The sequence below is a fragment of the Tardiphaga sp. 285_C5_N1_2 genome (genome assembly GCF_052076065.1).
Taxonomy (GTDB): domain Bacteria; phylum Pseudomonadota; class Alphaproteobacteria; order Rhizobiales; family Xanthobacteraceae; genus Tardiphaga; species Tardiphaga robiniae.
In genome coordinates this window covers 4,371,053-4,388,158 of record NZ_CP197241.1, presented here as the reverse complement: position 1 = coordinate 4,388,158, position 17,106 = coordinate 4,371,053, and the positions used below count along the sequence as shown (strand labels likewise).

The following is a 17,106-nucleotide window of genomic DNA, read 5'->3' as shown; positions in this document are numbered from 1 at the left end:
CAGTTTCAAAACACAGTGACAAATTAGTCACGCAATAGCGCAGCTCATTCAGCCGCTTGTGCGGCTTTCAACGCTGCCTTGTACTCGCGAACCGATCGGATGCCGATTTCGTTCATTGCGAGCTCGCGCTCTTCAAGCTCGTACTGATCTTGGCGCAGGCGGCTCAATTCCTTCATGATGATGATTGCGGATCCCGCAATCACGCCTCCAAACAGTGCCAGCAGGACAAAGTGAAATCTCTGCGGAAAGATCGGCCGGAGAGGGCGATCGGCAGCTTGGATTACACGCACGCTCGACAACTGAGTTTTCTTGGCGATGTCGAGATTGATCTTTTCCTCGATGACTCGTGCGCCGTAGTGATCGGCGGCCGTGGAGGCACGGACCAACGCGCGCTTGAGCTGGTCATACTGGGATTCCTTGGACGACAATGACGCGAGCTCGGCATTCACATGTTCGAGCTCGTCAGCAAGGAGGCTCTCAAGCTTCATGGATCCGTTCAGATCGGTGTTGACCTTGAAGAGATTGGCGACGGCGTCCTGATACACTTTGATCAGCAACAATGGAGGGGTTTCCTCAAAGTTCTGAGGTGTCCCGGCAGCATTTGGCGTAACTGGATAATCGCGCGCACCCAGGCTATTGACGATACCAGTGACCGTTTTCGATTGTTGAACCGGCTTCAGTATCAGGAGCTGATCAACGATGGACTGCTTTTGGCCCTTTCGATCCTGGATCTGCGCACGGGTCGTTGAGATTAACGTACTCAGCTCGTTTGCCCGCTTGAGGAGCAGTGCGCGTTGCTCTGCAACAGAGTATATCGCCGCTCCGACCGAGAAATTCTGGAGTTCGGTCGCCGACTTTTCAGCTTCCAACTGCAGCCGTCTCGTTTGATCTTCAAAGAAGATATCGGCGCCAGGTGTCTGGACGAGATCGGCCTGAACCGCGACGAGGGCATTTGCCAGTTCAGTTAAAAAGCGTGTGGCAACAGCAGCGTCGGGATAGCGAAAGGAAATGCGCAGCAGGTCTGACCGCCCCTCCTGCTTCGCGGTAATCAGATCACGGAGCGAAGCGACCAATGCCGCCTCTTTACTTGGCGCCTGATCGCTGGCCTCGTTCGTGTCAGCCGGCTTCGACCAACTCGCTAATGCATCGGCGACACTCTTCGGCAGCAGCCGCGAAAGATCGATAGACCCGATCGTCTTGCTCATGGACGCCATTAGACTGTTGTCTCGGCCTTTGTTGAAGCGATCAAAGCCGGTGCTGGACGCTGCTTCCCGGACAACGTGGTCAGTCGTAACAAGTCGAGCGAGCGAATCGATTCGGATAGACAGGTCGGCGCCCTCGGCGAACGGATTCACGCTTGCGCCTGAGGACCGGTCTTTGATGCCCTGGCCGACACGCAGCAGAGTGTAGGACTCATATCTTTCACCGATCGTTGCGTAGGCCATGAGGGTCAGGAGTGAGACGACAACGATGGAGCTGCCGACAATGCCCTTTTGGCGCCAAATGCTTGGCAAGAGGACTCCGAGGAGCTGACCGTATCGTGTCATGTGCATTCTCCGAATTCAGGACGACGCGACGGCCTCTCCTGATTGGAGAAGACGCGGGTTCTGTCGCCGCGATCATGCGAGACGCGCATGGGTCAAAGTTGATGGGTGTCAAATTCGGGGGGCGATTTCCCCATGAATGCTCAGCACCTCCAAATGCCGTCAGGGGAGGGGCGGTTAGGTGCGCTCCCTTCGAACGCCAGCGTATTGAGAGTTGTCAAGTCTAAGGGCGTTGCCTGCGTTTAGCTGGTTCACACAGGTCGATGACGTGCCAATTGCAGACTGACGCTTTGCAGGATCTCGAGCTCATGGATGAGGGTTGGATCGGGTTTCGTACCAACGCCGTGACGCCGGCGAATCTGCCCACATGGCTAGATCTCGCCCGTACGATGGCTGCAATCGAGGTGGTTGCGTTCCACTCCTACCAATTGATGTTTCTGGAAAGGTCTCCGGACCCGGGAGATGGCTCTCCAGTCAGCTATCTCTACTCTCTTGTACAGACCCTCAGCGCGCATGGTATGGCCGCTGTCATCGTCTTCTTCGTTTTGAGTGGCTATCTCGTGGGCGGACCAGCGATCGTCAGAGCAAGATCGGGGCAGCTCAATGCGATTGAGTACTTCGCGGCCAGAGGCGCTCGCCTCTATGTGGTGTTGATGCCCGCACTTGTGACGTCCATCTGCGCATATGGTTTGGCGAGACATTTGCCGAACTGGCAGGAATTCGTTGCGACGCGCCACGACCTATATGATGCAGGGAGGCTGTTCTCTGCAAGCGCGGGGGCAACGACGGCTGTATGTAATGTCGCCTTTCTTCAGACGATCGCATGCTCGGAGTTTGCCGGAAATCTGGCATTGTGGAGCCTCTCCAACGAATTCTGGTACTATGTTCTGATCTTTGCTCTTGTCGTCGTTTGGTCTCGTCCCAGTTTTACATTTTTGATCATCGGCATTCTTGCCTTGTTTTGGTATGCAGAAAGACATGACCCGGCGGGGGCGCATATCGGAGCCAAATTCATCTTCTACTTTTTGATATGGTGCCTCGGCGCCGCAGTTTACGCCATTAGGGCGCCTGCCGTGAGTTGGCTGTTCTTATTCTGCGTAGGTCTCGTTGGAGCCTGGCTGCTCTATGTAGGGGGGGCGGCGCCGAAATGGGCGGCAAGCCAGCTGGCAACCGGCCTGATTGTCGCAGGCAGCATCGTGGGGCTGACCCTCTCGGGTGCATCTATGCCAAGGCAGCTGCACCCACTCGCAAACGGCGCGAAGTATAGTTTTTCGCTATATGCAACACACTATCCAATTTTGGTGGTGCTGAACGTTATCTTCAGTAGTGGCCCAAGCGAGTTTACGTTGTTCTCTCTCGTTCGCTTCGTGTCCTTCATGCTGCTCTGTGGTGCGCTATCTGTTGCGTTTTATCGCCTGTTCGAAATACACACTTCATCGGTCAAGGCGTTCGTCGCGAAAGCTGTGAGAACGATAGCGACCGAGACAGAAACGGCATTCGCTTCTCGGAGAGTTATCGAAGAGTATGCGTCGACTACAAACTCAACGAGGAAAGAAGATCTACTTTTGCCCGACGCCCGGGCCGTTGGGGCTCGCGATAATTCCCGGTAATCTAGACACCGAACTGATAGCTCTCGGGATAACAGCTTGCTTGCAAAAGTATGGGAAAGGCAGCAGGTCGAAATCGCTGTGCTGAGGCTTAGTTGCCCCAACGTCGTGTCAATTTCGCAAGAGGATTTCGAGTTGGTAAGGAGAATACGAGGCCGCAAAAATAGGTTTCATACCCTGAGCTTAAAACTGCGTTCGAGTGAAAGGCCGATCTGCAACGCCACATCTCGGAATTTAGCTTCGGTTGGATTATTGGTCGGTGTTATCAGGCATTCCCAGCTGTCATCCACGCGAAATACAAATATATCCAGGTTGCTGGGCCACGGGCCGATGAGTCGGGTAGCTTCAGCAGAGATCATGCGGATAATTTCGGTTGGTGTCGTCTCTGTCTTGCCCATGCGTCTGGCTCGGGTCTCGGTTTAGATTGTAGAAATTGATTTCATGTTCTTGTTAAGGAGATGGGATTGACAAGATAAGCTGGATTCGATTCACGGAAAGGCCGATTGACGCGAGATGCACGATCGACTTGTGCTGTTAACAGCCTTCATCGCGGTACCTCGCGGCGTAAATAATCGTCTGGATTAAGCGTCACGACGGATATGTGCGCTCGGCTTTTGAAAACATTCCCCTTTAAGAGTGGGTTTTTGCGAACAGTATCAGAATACAATTTATGGAAGCTGTCACTAACTATTATCGGGAAAGGAATATTCTCGTGACCGATCCTTTCAGTGATCGACTGTTGTTTGCCGTAGAGATTGATGGACATCCGACGTTAGCGTTCGATGCGAGTTCTGTTGAGGTCGCGAAAGGCATATGTCTTCTTTCTGAGTTTCGAGAGGATCTCGGTAGGGTGACGTGCGACGGTCAGCGAATTTTCAGGCAGACATCGGTTATCAGTGTGCGAGGCGCAAGCGCGTGCGAGGCTGCAACGTTTTATGCCGCCTTGAAAGATTTGGGGCCCACGGCTGAAATATCGTTTGTGTTCCTCAGCAAGGTCGATCGTATTACTCTTGCAGCCGATGAAGGCGCTCAGCCACTTCCGGATGCCTTGGTCACTATCCGCAGAACCCATCCCTCATTTTAAAACGAGGCCCCGAGTTCCTGAGTGATCGTGCGTAGTTCACTCTCAAGCCCGCTTGGCCTGCGGCCTATACAACCGATTGGGTCGCTTGTGCCGGAAGGATTTCGATCTGGAGCAAGTGCTAGGCATCATCCTGCTGGTTGTAATCGTCGTTGTGCTCGCGATCGGATTACAGGCTGCCTACACAACACCTCCGACCTGGATCGATCATCCTGTGCAACCCCGTTGTTAATCAGCACGACATTGACCGGAAGCTAGTGCTGAGAAACAGTCCATAGCACCTGTTGGAATGCATGGCGCTTTCATCGCCGACGTAACAGACGATCGGACTTTTGGGATTGGCCAAGCTCATTCCCACCTATGCTGGATGCTCCAGAATTCGAGTGGCGTGGTCCGGCGGACAAGGGCGCTTGGTACAATCCCAGGACAGGCGAAAGTATGCGGCCTGATCGAGCGCGCGCAAAGTGCGGTTGGGGCGAACGGTGGGGTTGATCCGGAAGAAATCGTAAAATCTAATAAAATCAACAAACAATGCGGGATACAGCTGGCATCACCACAGCTTTGCAAGCCTTACTGCTGATATGGCATCGAGTGCGGATAACCAACGGCCGTGCGGCACCGGCGCGAGATGCGGCAATTACACCGAGTTGATCGGAACTGCCTATACCATCGATATTGCTTCATTCAATATTTCATGAGCGGCATTGCTTTAGGTGGCACGCTGTGGCCGCAATCGCTGCCCTTCGTAAAAGATGCATCATGCCTCATCTCGAGGAAGGAGTGGAACTACAGATCGCGCGATTAACTCTTCCAGGCCATCAGAAATCCAACGGGCGTAGTGCTTCTCGATCATTGAGGTGCGCGCTGTCACGCCCGTAGATGAGCGCGACGAACTCTACCGGCCCCAGAATGCCGGCGTCGCCTTGAAGCGCCGCCATTTCTTGCGCAGCGTTTTCGCGGCCGCAATCTCGTCGCGGGCCTGCCAGCCAGTGACCGTGCCGATGGCGAGGTGAAGCGCGGCCTGACCGTCCTGCCTGACGGAACCGAGCAATCCGCGGATACTTGCGATATCGCATACGCGTCCCAGACTCTTCTGGAGCCTGGCGAGCCGAGCCACGTAGCGCTTGGCGGGCGCGTGGCCGGCGTAAAGTGGCAAGAAGAATTCGGCCGCATAGCGCAGCCTCTTGAGCTGGATCCTGAGACTGTGCCGTGCAGCGGTGTCGAGCTGCCGGAAGTGCGTGCCACGCTTCCGCACCTTCCGCTGCTGTCGCGCCAGAATTTTGTCGGCGAGCGCCGGCATCGGCTGCGACAGGACAGCCAGCGCATCGCTGTCGATATCGTTGCGCCAGCTGCGGCGCTCGACCCAGTGCCCGAGCGAAAGCAGAAAACGGCTGTAGCGCGGATCGTCGAGAACCGCTTGCAGGCTGCCATAGCTCGACTTGCGCTGCCGCTCGATTGTCTCGCGCAAGCCGCCGAAGTCGACCTCCGGCGTGGTCGTCGCCACGCGAGAAACGATCATGGTGGCGAAAACGTCCCAATCGCGGGTTCGGCCGAGCTGTCGCATCAGCCACCTTGCTTCGCTGTTGATTGCCTCGAACGAGGGCGATGGAATCTCGCGCTGGAACAGCGCACAGATCGTGCGCAGACGGCGCAGAGCGATGCGCATCTGGTGCACGCCTTCGGGATCGGATCCTTCCTTTGCCACCGCATGATTGCGCAGGAGATGATGCCAGCAGGCGCCCGCCAGCAGCGCAATGACGTCGTCAACCGCGTGCTCGGCAGTGATGTTGACGGGTTCGGCTTTCACTGGCGGCTGCACGACGTCGAACGCCAGCGCATAGCCGCGTTCCGCCTTGCTCCGTGTGCCGACCTGCAGCGGCGCGGCATCGAGCAACTGCGTTCCAAGATCAAACAGCGCGCCAGCGTTGCCGCTCTTCAATTCGAGCTCGATCTCGGACAGGACTTCTTGACGCGTACCGGCCTCGATAGTCCCCACGTCGAAGGCGACTTCAACTGACGCATCAGGCAGATCGAGCTGCCGTGCATGCCGGCGAACTCTTGTCGCAAACGCCGGCACGAGCACATCGGGCGTAAGCGTCGTCACCGGATCGCCGATCTCGGCGACAGGAAGCCGCGCCAGATCGGGCGTCATGCCGTCAACCGATGTTTCCCACTGCCGTCGCGCCAACGGCCGCCCGATGTCGGGCAGAAGCTTCAGCGTCTGAATGAAATGCTTGCCGCTGCGTCGCACGCGCAGCGACATGCCGCGTTGAAACAGCGCCCCCTCCGGTGTGTCGTAATAAATTGTCTCCAACCGGCGGACCACGCCGCGATTGCGCGCATGCTGCACGATGACGGGGATCTCGCGCAGTTTTTCGAGGATACCTTGCGGCGCCAGCAGCTTAAGTTCGATTTCCGCCTGTTCACCCGGTCGTACAGCAATTGCTGCGCCAGCAGAATCGGGCACGATTGGCTGCTGGGCGTTCAATGGTAACTCCATCGGAAGCACGCATCATATTTTATGACACTAGCAAGACATGCCCAAGATGGCGATGGAATGACGCGGTAAATTACGACGGCAATTTCCGGATCGATCGGGAGCAGCGCGACTCAGGGCTGTTCGAATGGTGCTAACGCCCACATTCGTGAAAAGCGAAACGCTGCCTCAGTTGGCGGCCCTAGTTTGCTTTTCGCTCGGCGGTTTGACCGGGGTCGGCGGTACGGGACCGTTCACGACTGGAGATGATCTAGCACCGGATGGCTTATCATCGGAGGCGTGACTTCTGATTGTCTCGAGTATCAGAAAAAACTTCTCGGCAAGCATGGCAGTAACCTCGCTGGCGAAAGTATCTCCATCATTAGTTGAGTCGAGTTGCTGAAAATTCAATCACTTACGGCAGGCCGCCACAATTAAATTCGCGCGCCAGAGTATCGCGAACTGGGCAGAGATATCCGCCTGGTTACCTCGTCGGTACGAAAGCGATCCGGCGGAAGCTGGCGCTGCATTCCGGACGGGCTACATCGTCCTTCTGGAAGCGCGAACGGGCCGCAAAGTGGACCTCGGCAAGATTGAGCCTAAAGGCGCTCCCATAAATTATGTAATGATATCAATTATATAATGCGCGTCTTCTTCAGGCGTATCGAGCGCAAGATCGAGGTAGCAATAGGCTGGTTCGAACAGGACAGAGAATGATGGTGCCAATCCGGATCAGGACGGATGGTGCCGTGCAAATCAATCTCGAAGCAAAGGCAGGAGTATTTTGCCTTGCCGCTCGATCTCCGCCAGATAGGGCGTGTCGGACAGGATAAAATACTTGATGCCGAGATCGCGGTATTTCTGCAGCGAGCTGGCCACTTCAGATGCCGAACCGACCAGCCAGGTGGTGCCGGCGCCGGCTGCGCCGAATTTTCCTGGTGCCGTATAGAGATTGTCGTCGAGGACGTCGCCGCGGGCCTGCAGGTCGAGCAGTCGCCGTTGGCCGATTGCGATGGCAGGGCCGTGGTCGTTCCAGCCCGCGCCTGCTTTCCGCGCCATGTCGGCAACCTTGGCTTCCGCCGCAGCCCAGGCCTCGGCCGAGCTCTCCCGGACAAGCGTTGTGATCCTGAGACCAAACTCCAGGGGCGGGAGATCCCGATCGAGGCGCTGACTTAAGCTCTTGAGCCGTTCGATGCGCTGTTTGACGTCGCCGAGCGGTTCGCCCCAGAAGAGCTGGACATCGGCTTCGGTTGCGGCGACATGCTCGGCCGCGTCCGACGCCCCGCCGAAATACAGCTTCGGATGGCGGCGACTGCCGCGCTGGACGATGCGCGGCGCTGCGGTTGAGTCGGAAACGCGAAAATGTGCGCCGGAATAGGTGACGTTTTCTTCGGTCCACAGCCGCCGGACGATGCGCATGAATTCCTTGGTCCGCGCATATCGCTGCGACGAGTCGGCTTCGTCATCGCCGTAAGCCGCCAGATTGTCCTTGCCGGAGACGATATTGATGCGAACCCGGCCACCGCTCAATTGATCCAGTGTGGCTGCGGCAGATGCAAAATGCGCCGGCTGCCAATAGCCGGGACGGATGGCTATCAGTGGCTCGAAACTCGTCGTTCGGGCCGCCAGCACTGACGCGACGGTGAATGTGTCCGGCCTTCCCCAGCCGGTTCCGATCAGCGCGCCTTTCCACCCGTGACGTTCCAGCGCTTGCGCCTGGTCGACAAGCGTCTCGACGCTGTTGTGGTTTGGATCGACGACATCGCCGCGGTGACCTGCCTTCACGTCATTCGGGATGTACCAAAGAAAATCCGAACGATCGCTCATGATGTCCTCTGACGATGGGACCGCATGTTTGCGTGCGGCTCACCGTCCCGTGCCGTTGTCAAAATGGGCGCACCGATGTCGCGCCGAACACGATGGCTGCGATCAGCGCAAATGCGCCGTAAACGGCAGCCGTGTGCAGGCGCACCGCTGTGCGGTTCGACGACGCGCGCGCACGGCTATGCAACCGGGCTTCCGCGGATAGTTCACGCATCATCTTTCTCCAACGCGACATTTGCAGATAACAAGGCGATAAATCCGGTCTACGCAAGCGCGTGCCAGAAATAATGATGATCAGCACGCCGGGGCGTTCCGGCGTGGAGTAATATTCTCCATGCCGTCTGCGCCGGGCAATTTTGTTCGTTCGACGCTGATTGTCATTCTGGTCGAGCGAGGACAGTCTCGAACTCAGCGAGCCGTGACGATACGGTACTGGCTAGCTTTGTGACTTCGCTGGTCCATGAGTGCCTTCGCTGCGCGTTCCGCTGCACGGGCCGATCCGAAATGGTCGCCTTCGAGCGTGTCGAAGGCAGGTTCTGATGAAAAGAAACGAAATCCGCGCTCTTCGGCGACGACGATTCCGGCAGTGCGATTGAAGACTTCGATGACATAGGCATTCGACATGCGCGTTCTGTTCGCCGCCGAGGCAGCGATCCTATCAATGAGTGATGGGATGTTCGGTGTGAGTCGTTACGCTGGAATCAACAACACGCGCCGGTGGCCGCGGACACGCAGCGGCGAGTTACGCGCTTGCGCACCTGGCTCACTACTGTTGTCTCATATGCGGTCATGCAGGCATTCCGAAGTGCATAATCTGTGTCACGAATATCCGATGGCGGCGATCGTTCGTCAATGAAATGGCCATCCAAATTTAGCGGCATCGCAACGACGACGATGCTGTACGCAGGCATGTGCGGCGAATGAACGGCTGTTTGGCGACGGCAGCAGCCATCCGCCGCCGTGAAATCGTTCCGCCACACAGCGTGGACAGGCTTTGGAGCCGCGCGCACGCTGGTTCAGTGCCTGATCGCGATCGTATCGGAAGCGAAGGGCACGTGATGTGAGGTCGGCGCGTGAGGAGGAAGGATGGACATATCGAAAATGCTGCACTTTTGGAATTCCTTGTCCCAGGCTCATGAGTCACAGTTGCAGCTGCATGAGATCGCAACAGGGGAGCCGCGATGTCGAGGGTTGCCGAGGACGTCAAACAAGACACAGATCGGGACGGTCCGGCGCCACTTTGGGACCTGGGTACGATCGTTGCCGGGCTGCGCGAGTCCCGCGACGTTGCCCATAATATCTGGCAGCGTGGGCCGAGCAGACGGGCGCCGTCGCGCGAGGCCCTCGCGGAGGTGCTCAAGAGCCTCACCGAGGCATTGTTTCCCCGGCATTACGGCCGCTCCGATTTCGGCACCGAAAGCATCGACGCGTTTGTCGAAGGCAAATTGGGCGCCGCGCTGGATGGCTTGCTCGAGCAAGTCTATCGGGGGCAGACTTTCGTTTCCGACGGCGCGCCGACCGAGCGACATTTCGAGGGCGCCGTTGCGTTGACGCGCGACTTCGCCGCCCGGCTGCCGGAGATCCGAGGCAGGCTGGTCAGCGATCTCAGGGCCGCCTTCGTGGGAGATCCTGCTGCAACGAGCTTCCCCGAAATCCTGATTGGCTATCCCGGCATGGTGGCGATCATCCATCACCGCGTCGCGCACCTGCTTTACAATCTCGGGGCAACGATGGTGGCGCGGTTGATCGCCGAGTTGGCGCATAGCGCAACGGGAATCGACATTCACCCGGGCGCGCGTCTTGGCGCCAGCATCTTCATCGACCATGGCACCGGCGTGGTGATCGGCGAAACTGCTATCGTAGGCGATCGCGTCCGAATCTATCAGGCGGTAACGCTTGGAGCCCGGCATTTCCCCACCGATCACGAGGGCAAGGCGATCAAGGGCAATGCGCGCCATCCGATCATCGAGGACGATGTCATCATCTATGCGGGCGCGACCATTCTGGGACGCATCGTGGTCGGAAGCGGCTCCACCATCGGCGGCAATGTCTGGTTGACCGAAGACGTACCGCCCAACAGTTTCGTGACGCAGGCATCGGTGCGCAGCAAGATCAGCCCGCGATGATGGTTGCATAGCCGCCGCGCTGGCACGCTACCGCTGTCCCGACAGGCGCGGCCCGTGGTCGGGCCATGCCATATCGCGTCAGGGAGGACACGCGAGCTGCCCTCCCGTTGGGATTTACCAGGCGGCGAGGATCGAGCCGTTGAACTTGGTGCGGATGAAATCCTTCACCGGCTGCGAACGATAGATCGAGATGAACTTCTTGATTTGCGAATCGTCTTTGCGATCGTCACGCGCGGCGAAGACGAGGGTATAATATGGCTTGGCTTCGGCGACGCTGGTCTCGGCCGCAAGCGCCTTGTTGAGGTCCAGGCCAGCGAGATAGGCGTAGTTGGATGACACAAAGGCGGCTGCCACGTCGTCGAGCGACCGCGGCAACTGGGCCGCGTCGATTTCAACGATCTGCAGCTTCTTCGGATTTTCAGTCACATCGAGAATGCTCGCCGAGAGGCCGGCATCGGTCTTCAATTTGAGCAGTCCAGCGGTCTGAAACAGCAACAATGCGCGCGCTGCATTGGTCGGATCGTTGGGGATGGCAATCTTGGCCCCGTCCGGAATGTCGGAGGCCTTGGTGTATTTCTTGGAGAAGACGCCGGCCGGCACCAGGATCGATTCATCGAGGGCGGAGAGCTTGTAACCGCGCGCCTTCGATTGATTGGCGAGATAGAAGCGGTGCTGGAAGTTGTTGAGGTCGATGTCGCCTGCCTGCAGCGCTGCATTGGGCTGGTTCCAGTCGCTGAACTCGATGATCTCCGCCTTCAATCCCTCTTTCTCGGAAAGCCGCGCGGCCTCGCGAAGAATGTCACCATAGGGCCCCGCCGAAACGCCGACCTTGAGCGGCTTGTCGGCGGCGTTGGCCTGCAAGGCGGGTAATGACAGTGCAAGCGCTGAAAGGGAGAGAATGAGAAATCGAGATGCAGCTTTCATGATGTATCCAGGTTGGGAATGAAGTGAATGTATCGCGCTCGCTACGACGGCGCAGCCTTCCGGACGACCTAGAAGAAGCCCTTGGCCGGCAGCGGCGTGCCGTTGATCTCATAGGCGCCGATCGCCTGTGCCTTGTAGGTCACCGGGTTGTGCGACGACAGCGTCCGCGCATTGCGCCAGTGACGGTCGAGGTTGTCGGACTTTTTGGTCGCGGATGCGCCGCCGGCATCGAACAACAGGCTGCCACTGCGGATGGCCAGTTCGTCGACGACGATCTTGGCCTTGGACGATGCGAGGGCGGCATCCAGCGCCGGCTTGGTATCTTCCCGATCAGGGGCCTTGCTCGATACGTCAAGCGCATCGGCCGCGGCCAGCACGGTCGCTTCTGCCGCGAACGCGTGGCTTGCGATCTGGCCGACAGTCTGTTGCAGGATGGGGTCCTCGCGCGGGCGAAGCGTGGGCGCGTAATAGAAACTACGCGCGCGCCGCCTGACCAGGTCGCTGGCGTCACGCAGGACGGCTGCTGCGATGCCGGCATTGATGGCCGTCAGATAGAGTTGCGCGAACGTGTTCTGGTAGGCGGCCCCATAACCGATATTGGGTTGATCGAAAATGAGTTCGGCCGCTTCGACCCGGACGTTATGAAAATGCGTGGTGCCGCTTCCGGTCAGGCGCTGGCCCGAACCGTCCCAGTCGTCGACCAGTTCGATGCCTTCGCGCTTGACCGGAATGATCGTGGTCGCGAGTGCTTCATTGCCGTCCGCGACGCGCACCAGCACGTAGTCCGCATAGAGCGTGCCGGTGCTGTAATATTTGGTGCCGTTCAGGCGGTAGCCGTCGCCATCCGGCGTGACGGTGGTGGCGGGAGCGATGTCTCCCACCTGCGAGCTGCCCAGCTCCGTGGTGGCGAGGCCGATGATGGCGCCAGCCGCGACGTCGTCGCGCCACTTGCGATTTTGCGCGCTTGGCGGCGAGGCCAGCAGGCGCTCGACCACGCTATAGTGGTTGCGCAGGATATGGGCGACATTGGCGTCGGCTTCCGCCAGCCTGATGACTGCAGTGAGCAGTTCTCGCACGGTACTGCCGCCGCCACCATCGGCCTTGGGAATGCGGAGCGCGCCGATCCGCGATCGGCGGATCAGCTCGATGATGTCGTAAGGCAGAACACGGTCGTGCTCGCGCTCTGCCTCGCCCTGCGCGATGTGATCAAACAATTGTTGCAGATCGGACGAGCCGATCCGGATCGGCTGCGACACGTCGAACGAGTGCTGCGGTGTGGGCTTGTTCATGGGATGCTTTCTCGGCGATTCCGGTGGGGGGATCGAGCGGCGATAAAAACTTAAAGACTGGCCAGATGATCCGAGACGGTGACGGACTCGGGCAGGACCTTTCGCTCGGTCAGCCAGTTCGCTGCGGTTTGCAGCTCTCCGACGAATTTCTTGTCCGACACGGGGATGAGCGTGTAGTTGCGCTTGCGCTCGATGAACTGGTCTCGAATCCGGTCGTCATATTTCGCGACCTTCTGGATGAGATGCTCGGCGTCGGTGGTGTTCTTGTTGACCCACTGCGCTTCCTTCTCATAGACCGCGTTGAGCGCCCGCACGATGGCCGGATTGTCCTTCGCGAACTTGCGGGACGTCACGTAAGAGGAGAAGTCGATCTGGAACGGCAGGTCGCGTCCCTCAAGGAAAACGTCGTGAGCCTTGTAGTCCAGCCGCGCGATGTCGACGCCCGGCGACCACATCGACCAGGCATCCACGTTGCCGGATGCGAGTGCCGGCGCTGCGTCCGGCGGGTTGAGATAGACGAATTTCACCTTGGAGCGGTCAACTTTGTGCTTCTCAAGTGCTGCGATGAGCAGGAATTCGCCAAGCCCGGAGCGGTTGACCGCGACCGACTTGCCGACCAGATCCTCGACCTTGTTGATGCCGGAATCATCCTTGGCGATAATCGCCGTCGTGCGCGGCTCGTAGAGCACGAATTGGGTGAAGACGAGCGGAGAGCCGGCGATAATGGCCGCCAGCGCGGGCGTGGTGCTACCGCCAAAGCCAAAATCAGCACTGTCACCGGTCACTGCCTGCAAGGTCGGCGCGTGGTTCGGGAATGGGCCGAGCCATTCCACCTTGATGTCATGCTGGGCGAGTGCCTTCTCGAACTCGCCGCGTTCCTTGGCGATCAGCGTGAGGCCGTGATAGCCCCAGGTGAGACGGACCTTGTCGGTCTTTCGCCCGGTGCTTTGCGCGATGGCGTCGTCATGGCTGGCGAGATGAATGCCGGCATAGGCGCTGACACCCGCCATCGCGAGACTGAGAAAATCCCGGCGTGACGATGTGAAGAACGATTTTGACATGAGAAAACTTCCTATGAGGTGGAATCAGGCGACCTGGAGATGGGCGGCGACGCCGAGTTCGCGAAGCAGTTGATCGCGGGATGCAGCCGGCCCGCCATGAGTGTCGGCGCGGTGCTCGGAGGCGATCACGCCGTTGCGCATCACCAGAATTCGGTCGGCCAGAGCAATTGCCTCATCGACGTCATGTGTAACGAGAAGAACGCCAGGCTGGTGGCGGGCGACCAGCTCCTTGACCAGCACATGCATGCGAATTCGCGTCAGCGCGTCCAGTGCTGCGAAGGGTTCGTCGAGCAATAGCAACCGGGGCTCCTGCACCAGCGCGCGGGCGAGGGCGACGCGCTGCGCCTGTCCGCCGGACAGATTACGCGGCCAGTCGTCCAGCCGATCGCCGAGTCCGACCTCGACCAGGGCAGCGGCGGCACGCTTGCGCGGATCCGCGCCAGGAAGGCCGAGCGAGACATTCTGCCAGAGCGTGTCCCAGGGCAGCAGACGATGTTCCTGAAACACCACGGCAGGTCGTCCCGGCGCATCGATATGTCCGCCCTGGATCGGGTCGAGGCCGGCGAGGGCGCGCAGCAACGTCGTCTTGCCGCAGCCGCTCTCACCGAGAAGTGCGACGAATTCACCGCGCCCGATGCGGAGATCCAGCCTATCGATCACCACCCGCGGGCCATAGGCGCGCGTCAGGCCGCTCACCGTTACGGCGGTTTCGCTAGATGTCACGGATGTCGGGCTCATGATCGCGCGCCCTTGCCGTAGTTCGGATGCCAGGCGAGCAGCTTGCGTTCGAGCAGCCGGGCGATGGAGTCGGCGGCAACGCCGATCAGCGCGTAGATCACGATGGTCAGCACGATCACGTCGGTGCGCAGGAACTCGCGGGCGTCCATGGCGAGGAACCCGAGGCCTGATTGCGCGCCGACGGTCTCGGCCACCACAAGCGCCAGCCATGCCGTTGCCAGCGAATAGCGGACACCGGTGAGGATCGACGGCAGCGCGCCGGGCAGGATGATGCGCCGGATCAATTGCAGCGTGGACAATCCTTGCACGCGGCCGAGCTCGATCAGCTTCGGATCGATCTGGCGAATGCCGAGCGTGGTGTTGATATAGATCGGGAAGGCGACGCCGAGCGAGACCAGAAAGATCTTCTGTCCTTCGCCGACGCCGAACCAGACGATGACGAGGGGTACGAGGGCGAGGAACGGGATCGCACGGATCATCTGCACGCTGCGATCGATCAATGCTTCGGCGATGCGCGAGAAGCCTACCAGCGTGCCGAGGATGAAGCCGATGCTGCCACCGATTGCAAAGCCGGCGGCCGCACGCAGCAGGCTGACGCCGAGATCGTTCAGCAGCGATCCGGATAGAGTCAGCTTCCACGCCGTGCGTAGCACCTTCGAAGGTGCAGGAAGCACTTGCGGCGACAGCCAACCGGCCTGCGCCAGCGCTTCCCATACAACGATGAGGACGACTGGCGCGATCCAGGACAGGACGATCAGATTTGGCTTTAGGCCGGGTTTCGCAATGGCGGAAGCGTGGCGCGCGGGTGCCGGCGTTGCGGGCGCGCGATACTCCTGTTGAATGACGTAGTCGACGTTGCTCACCCTGCCATCCATTGCTGCAGTTCTGAAATTCAGCGGCGATGATAGAGCAACGAAAAGCGCAGCGTCTTCAGTTTCTTCGGCGAAACCATTCTCCATGCGATATTAGATCAGTTTGATATCCGAGCGACGCGATTGAGAGTTGAACGATCTTTTGCAGTGCTTGTTTTTGGAAAATGAAGCTGCGTGTTGCCTTGAAATTTGATCGGCCCGAAGCGCAGTGGAATTTTCTTGTGGTGCTATGCGTCATGCGAAGAAGAAGTTTCTCATTCGATCCGCGCTATTTTGCCGCCGATGTCGTGAGTGCATGGCGGTGCTTGCATTGTTGTGTGCGGGTCGTCTTATAGCGAGAGCGACGTGAATATGAGGCAGACAATGAGCACGAATCCTCTTCGATTTGGCGTCTGGGCACCGGTGCATGGGCCACGGGCGGCGCATCAGGATCCTGAAGAGCCGTATGATGCGTCGTGGGAGCGCAACAAGGCGCTGGTCCTGCAGGCCGAGGCGCTGGGTTACGATTCGACCCTGATCGCGCAGCACACCATCAATCCGCATCAGGAAGATCTCGATCAACTCGAGACCTGGAGTTCTGCAGCAGCGCTGGCTGCGCTGACCAGCCGGATCGAGATCATTGCGGCGATCAAGCCCTATCTGTTCCATCCGGTCGTACTCGCCAAGATGGCACTGCAGATCGAGAATATCAGCCGCGGTCGCTTTGCGCTCAATCTGGTCAATGCCTGGAATAAGCCCGAGCTGGAGAAGGCCGGTATCGGCTTTGCCGAGCATGACGATCGCTATGCCTATGGCAAGGAATGGATCTCGATCGTCGCGCAACTGATGGGCGGGGAACGGATGACGCATAAGGGCGAAAATTTCGATGTCCGAGACTACGCGCTGCGGCCGAAGGACCGGTACCGCGCGCGGCCTGCGATCTATGTCGGCGGCGAGTCGGAGCCGGCGCGCGAACTGGTCGCGTCCCACGGCGATGTTTGGTTCATCAACGGCCAGCCGCTGGCCGATGTCGCAGCACTGATCGCCAATGTCGCGGCACGACCGCGGGCCGGCGCACCGCTGCGTTTCGGCCTGTCGGCCTTCGTGATCGCGCGTGAGACTGACGCAGAAGCCGAGCAGGCACATCAGCGTCTGCTGGCGCTCGCCACGCAGGACGCGCCGATGAAGGCCATTCAGCGTGCCAATACCGATCCCAAGGTCGTGATGATGCAGACGATGCAGAAGTCGCCGCGGGTGGGCACCAATGGCGGAACCGCTGCGGGTCTGGTGGGAAGCTACGATACGGTCGCCGCGCGCATTCGCGAATTCCATGCCGCCGGCATCGAGTTGTTCATGCTGCAATTCCAGCCATTGGAGAGCGAGATGCAGCGCTTTGCCGAGCAAATCTTTCTACGGGTAAAGGGGAAGGCAGCTTTGCTGAAGGCCTCGCGCGGTTGAGTTGACACCGCGAGGCGGTCCCGCCGGAAGGCGAGAGCCCCGTTTAGCGAAACCACCACACGAACAGGCTGAGGAACGTCGCGTGTCCCAGTACCAAAGCGATCATCTTTCCGAGATACATGCCTTG

Annotated in this window: 15 protein-coding genes; 4 read left to right on the top strand and 11 right to left on the bottom strand. The window is 59.0% G+C overall.

Going from position 1 to position 17,106, the window contains the following annotated elements:
* Positions 1-44: 44 nt before the first annotated feature.
* Positions 45-1,547: a hypothetical protein gene (locus tag AB7951_RS20750; protein ID WP_439062538.1), complete on the bottom strand. Its 1,503-nt coding sequence runs from the start codon at positions 1,545-1,547 to the stop codon at positions 45-47.
* Positions 1,548-1,852: 305 nt separating this feature from the next.
* On the opposite strand from AB7951_RS20750, the gene AB7951_RS20745 reads away from it, so the two are divergent.
* Positions 1,853-3,154 (top strand): acyltransferase family protein, encoded by a 1,302-nt coding sequence (locus AB7951_RS20745; RefSeq protein ID WP_439062539.1) that lies wholly within the window; start codon positions 1,853-1,855, stop codon positions 3,152-3,154.
* Between the two features lie 167 nt (positions 3,155-3,321).
* Here AB7951_RS20745 and AB7951_RS20740 read toward each other — a convergent pair whose 3' ends face one another.
* Entirely contained in the window at positions 3,322-3,549 is a 228-nt protein-coding gene (locus AB7951_RS20740) for a hypothetical protein (RefSeq protein WP_139285903.1), read from the bottom strand.
* Positions 3,550-3,821: 272 nt separating this feature from the next.
* Here AB7951_RS20740 and AB7951_RS20735 point away from each other — a divergent pair, with 272 nt between their 5' ends.
* Complete coding sequence (locus AB7951_RS20735) at positions 3,822-4,235, top strand: hypothetical protein (protein WP_120288753.1); 414 nt, start codon at positions 3,822-3,824, stop codon at positions 4,233-4,235.
* A gap of 892 nt (positions 4,236-5,127) precedes the next feature.
* Here AB7951_RS20735 and AB7951_RS20730 read toward each other — a convergent pair.
* The 4 genes from AB7951_RS20730 to AB7951_RS20715 form a co-directional block, all read right to left on the bottom strand.
* On the bottom strand, positions 5,128-6,699 hold the full coding sequence (locus AB7951_RS20730) for a CYTH and CHAD domain-containing protein (RefSeq protein WP_439062540.1): 1,572 nt from the start codon (positions 6,697-6,699) through the stop codon (positions 5,128-5,130).
* 765 nt (positions 6,700-7,464) lie between these two features.
* The gene (locus tag AB7951_RS20725) at positions 7,465-8,535 is read right to left on the bottom strand and encodes an LLM class flavin-dependent oxidoreductase (protein WP_439062541.1); all 1,071 of its coding nucleotides are present in this window, start codon (positions 8,533-8,535) and stop codon (positions 7,465-7,467) included.
* A gap of 58 nt (positions 8,536-8,593) precedes the next feature.
* Complete coding sequence (locus AB7951_RS20720; RefSeq protein WP_089268111.1) at positions 8,594-8,746, bottom strand: hypothetical protein; 153 nt, start codon at positions 8,744-8,746, stop codon at positions 8,594-8,596.
* Positions 8,747-8,940: 194 nt separating this feature from the next.
* Positions 8,941-9,156 carry a hypothetical protein gene (locus tag AB7951_RS20715; protein ID WP_120288756.1) on the bottom strand — a complete coding sequence of 72 codons (216 nt, stop codon included), beginning with the start codon at positions 9,154-9,156 and terminating at the stop codon, positions 8,941-8,943.
* Positions 9,157-9,713: 557 nt separating this feature from the next.
* Here AB7951_RS20715 and epsC point away from each other — a divergent pair.
* Entirely contained in the window at positions 9,714-10,658 is a 945-nt protein-coding gene (gene epsC / locus AB7951_RS20710; protein WP_120288757.1) for a serine O-acetyltransferase EpsC, read from the top strand.
* Between the two features lie 114 nt (positions 10,659-10,772).
* Here epsC and AB7951_RS20705 read toward each other — a convergent pair whose 3' ends face one another.
* The 5 genes from AB7951_RS20705 to AB7951_RS20685 form a co-directional block, all read right to left on the bottom strand.
* Positions 10,773-11,582 (bottom strand): MetQ/NlpA family ABC transporter substrate-binding protein, encoded by an 810-nt coding sequence (locus AB7951_RS20705; protein WP_120288758.1) that lies wholly within the window; start codon positions 11,580-11,582, stop codon positions 10,773-10,775.
* A 68-nt stretch (positions 11,583-11,650) separates the two neighbouring features.
* Positions 11,651-12,871, bottom strand: a complete 1,221-nt coding sequence (locus tag AB7951_RS20700) for an acyl-CoA dehydrogenase family protein (protein WP_120288759.1) — start codon at positions 12,869-12,871, stop codon at positions 11,651-11,653.
* Between the two features lie 50 nt (positions 12,872-12,921).
* Positions 12,922-13,932, bottom strand: a complete 1,011-nt coding sequence (locus AB7951_RS20695; protein WP_441256038.1) for an aliphatic sulfonate ABC transporter substrate-binding protein — start codon at positions 13,930-13,932, stop codon at positions 12,922-12,924.
* 24 nt (positions 13,933-13,956) lie between these two features.
* Positions 13,957-14,670: an ABC transporter ATP-binding protein gene (locus AB7951_RS20690; RefSeq protein WP_120288761.1), complete on the bottom strand. Its 714-nt coding sequence runs from the start codon at positions 14,668-14,670 to the stop codon at positions 13,957-13,959.
* Positions 14,667-15,455: an ABC transporter permease subunit gene (locus tag AB7951_RS20685; protein ID WP_244528402.1), complete on the bottom strand. Its 789-nt coding sequence runs from the start codon at positions 15,453-15,455 to the stop codon at positions 14,667-14,669. The genes AB7951_RS20690 and AB7951_RS20685 overlap by 4 nt, the downstream gene beginning before the upstream one ends.
* 450 nt (positions 15,456-15,905) lie before the next feature.
* Between AB7951_RS20685 and AB7951_RS20680 the strand changes: the two genes are divergently transcribed.
* Complete coding sequence (locus tag AB7951_RS20680) at positions 15,906-16,979, top strand: LLM class flavin-dependent oxidoreductase (protein WP_120288762.1); 1,074 nt, start codon at positions 15,906-15,908, stop codon at positions 16,977-16,979.
* Positions 16,980-17,106 lie beyond the last annotated feature (127 nt).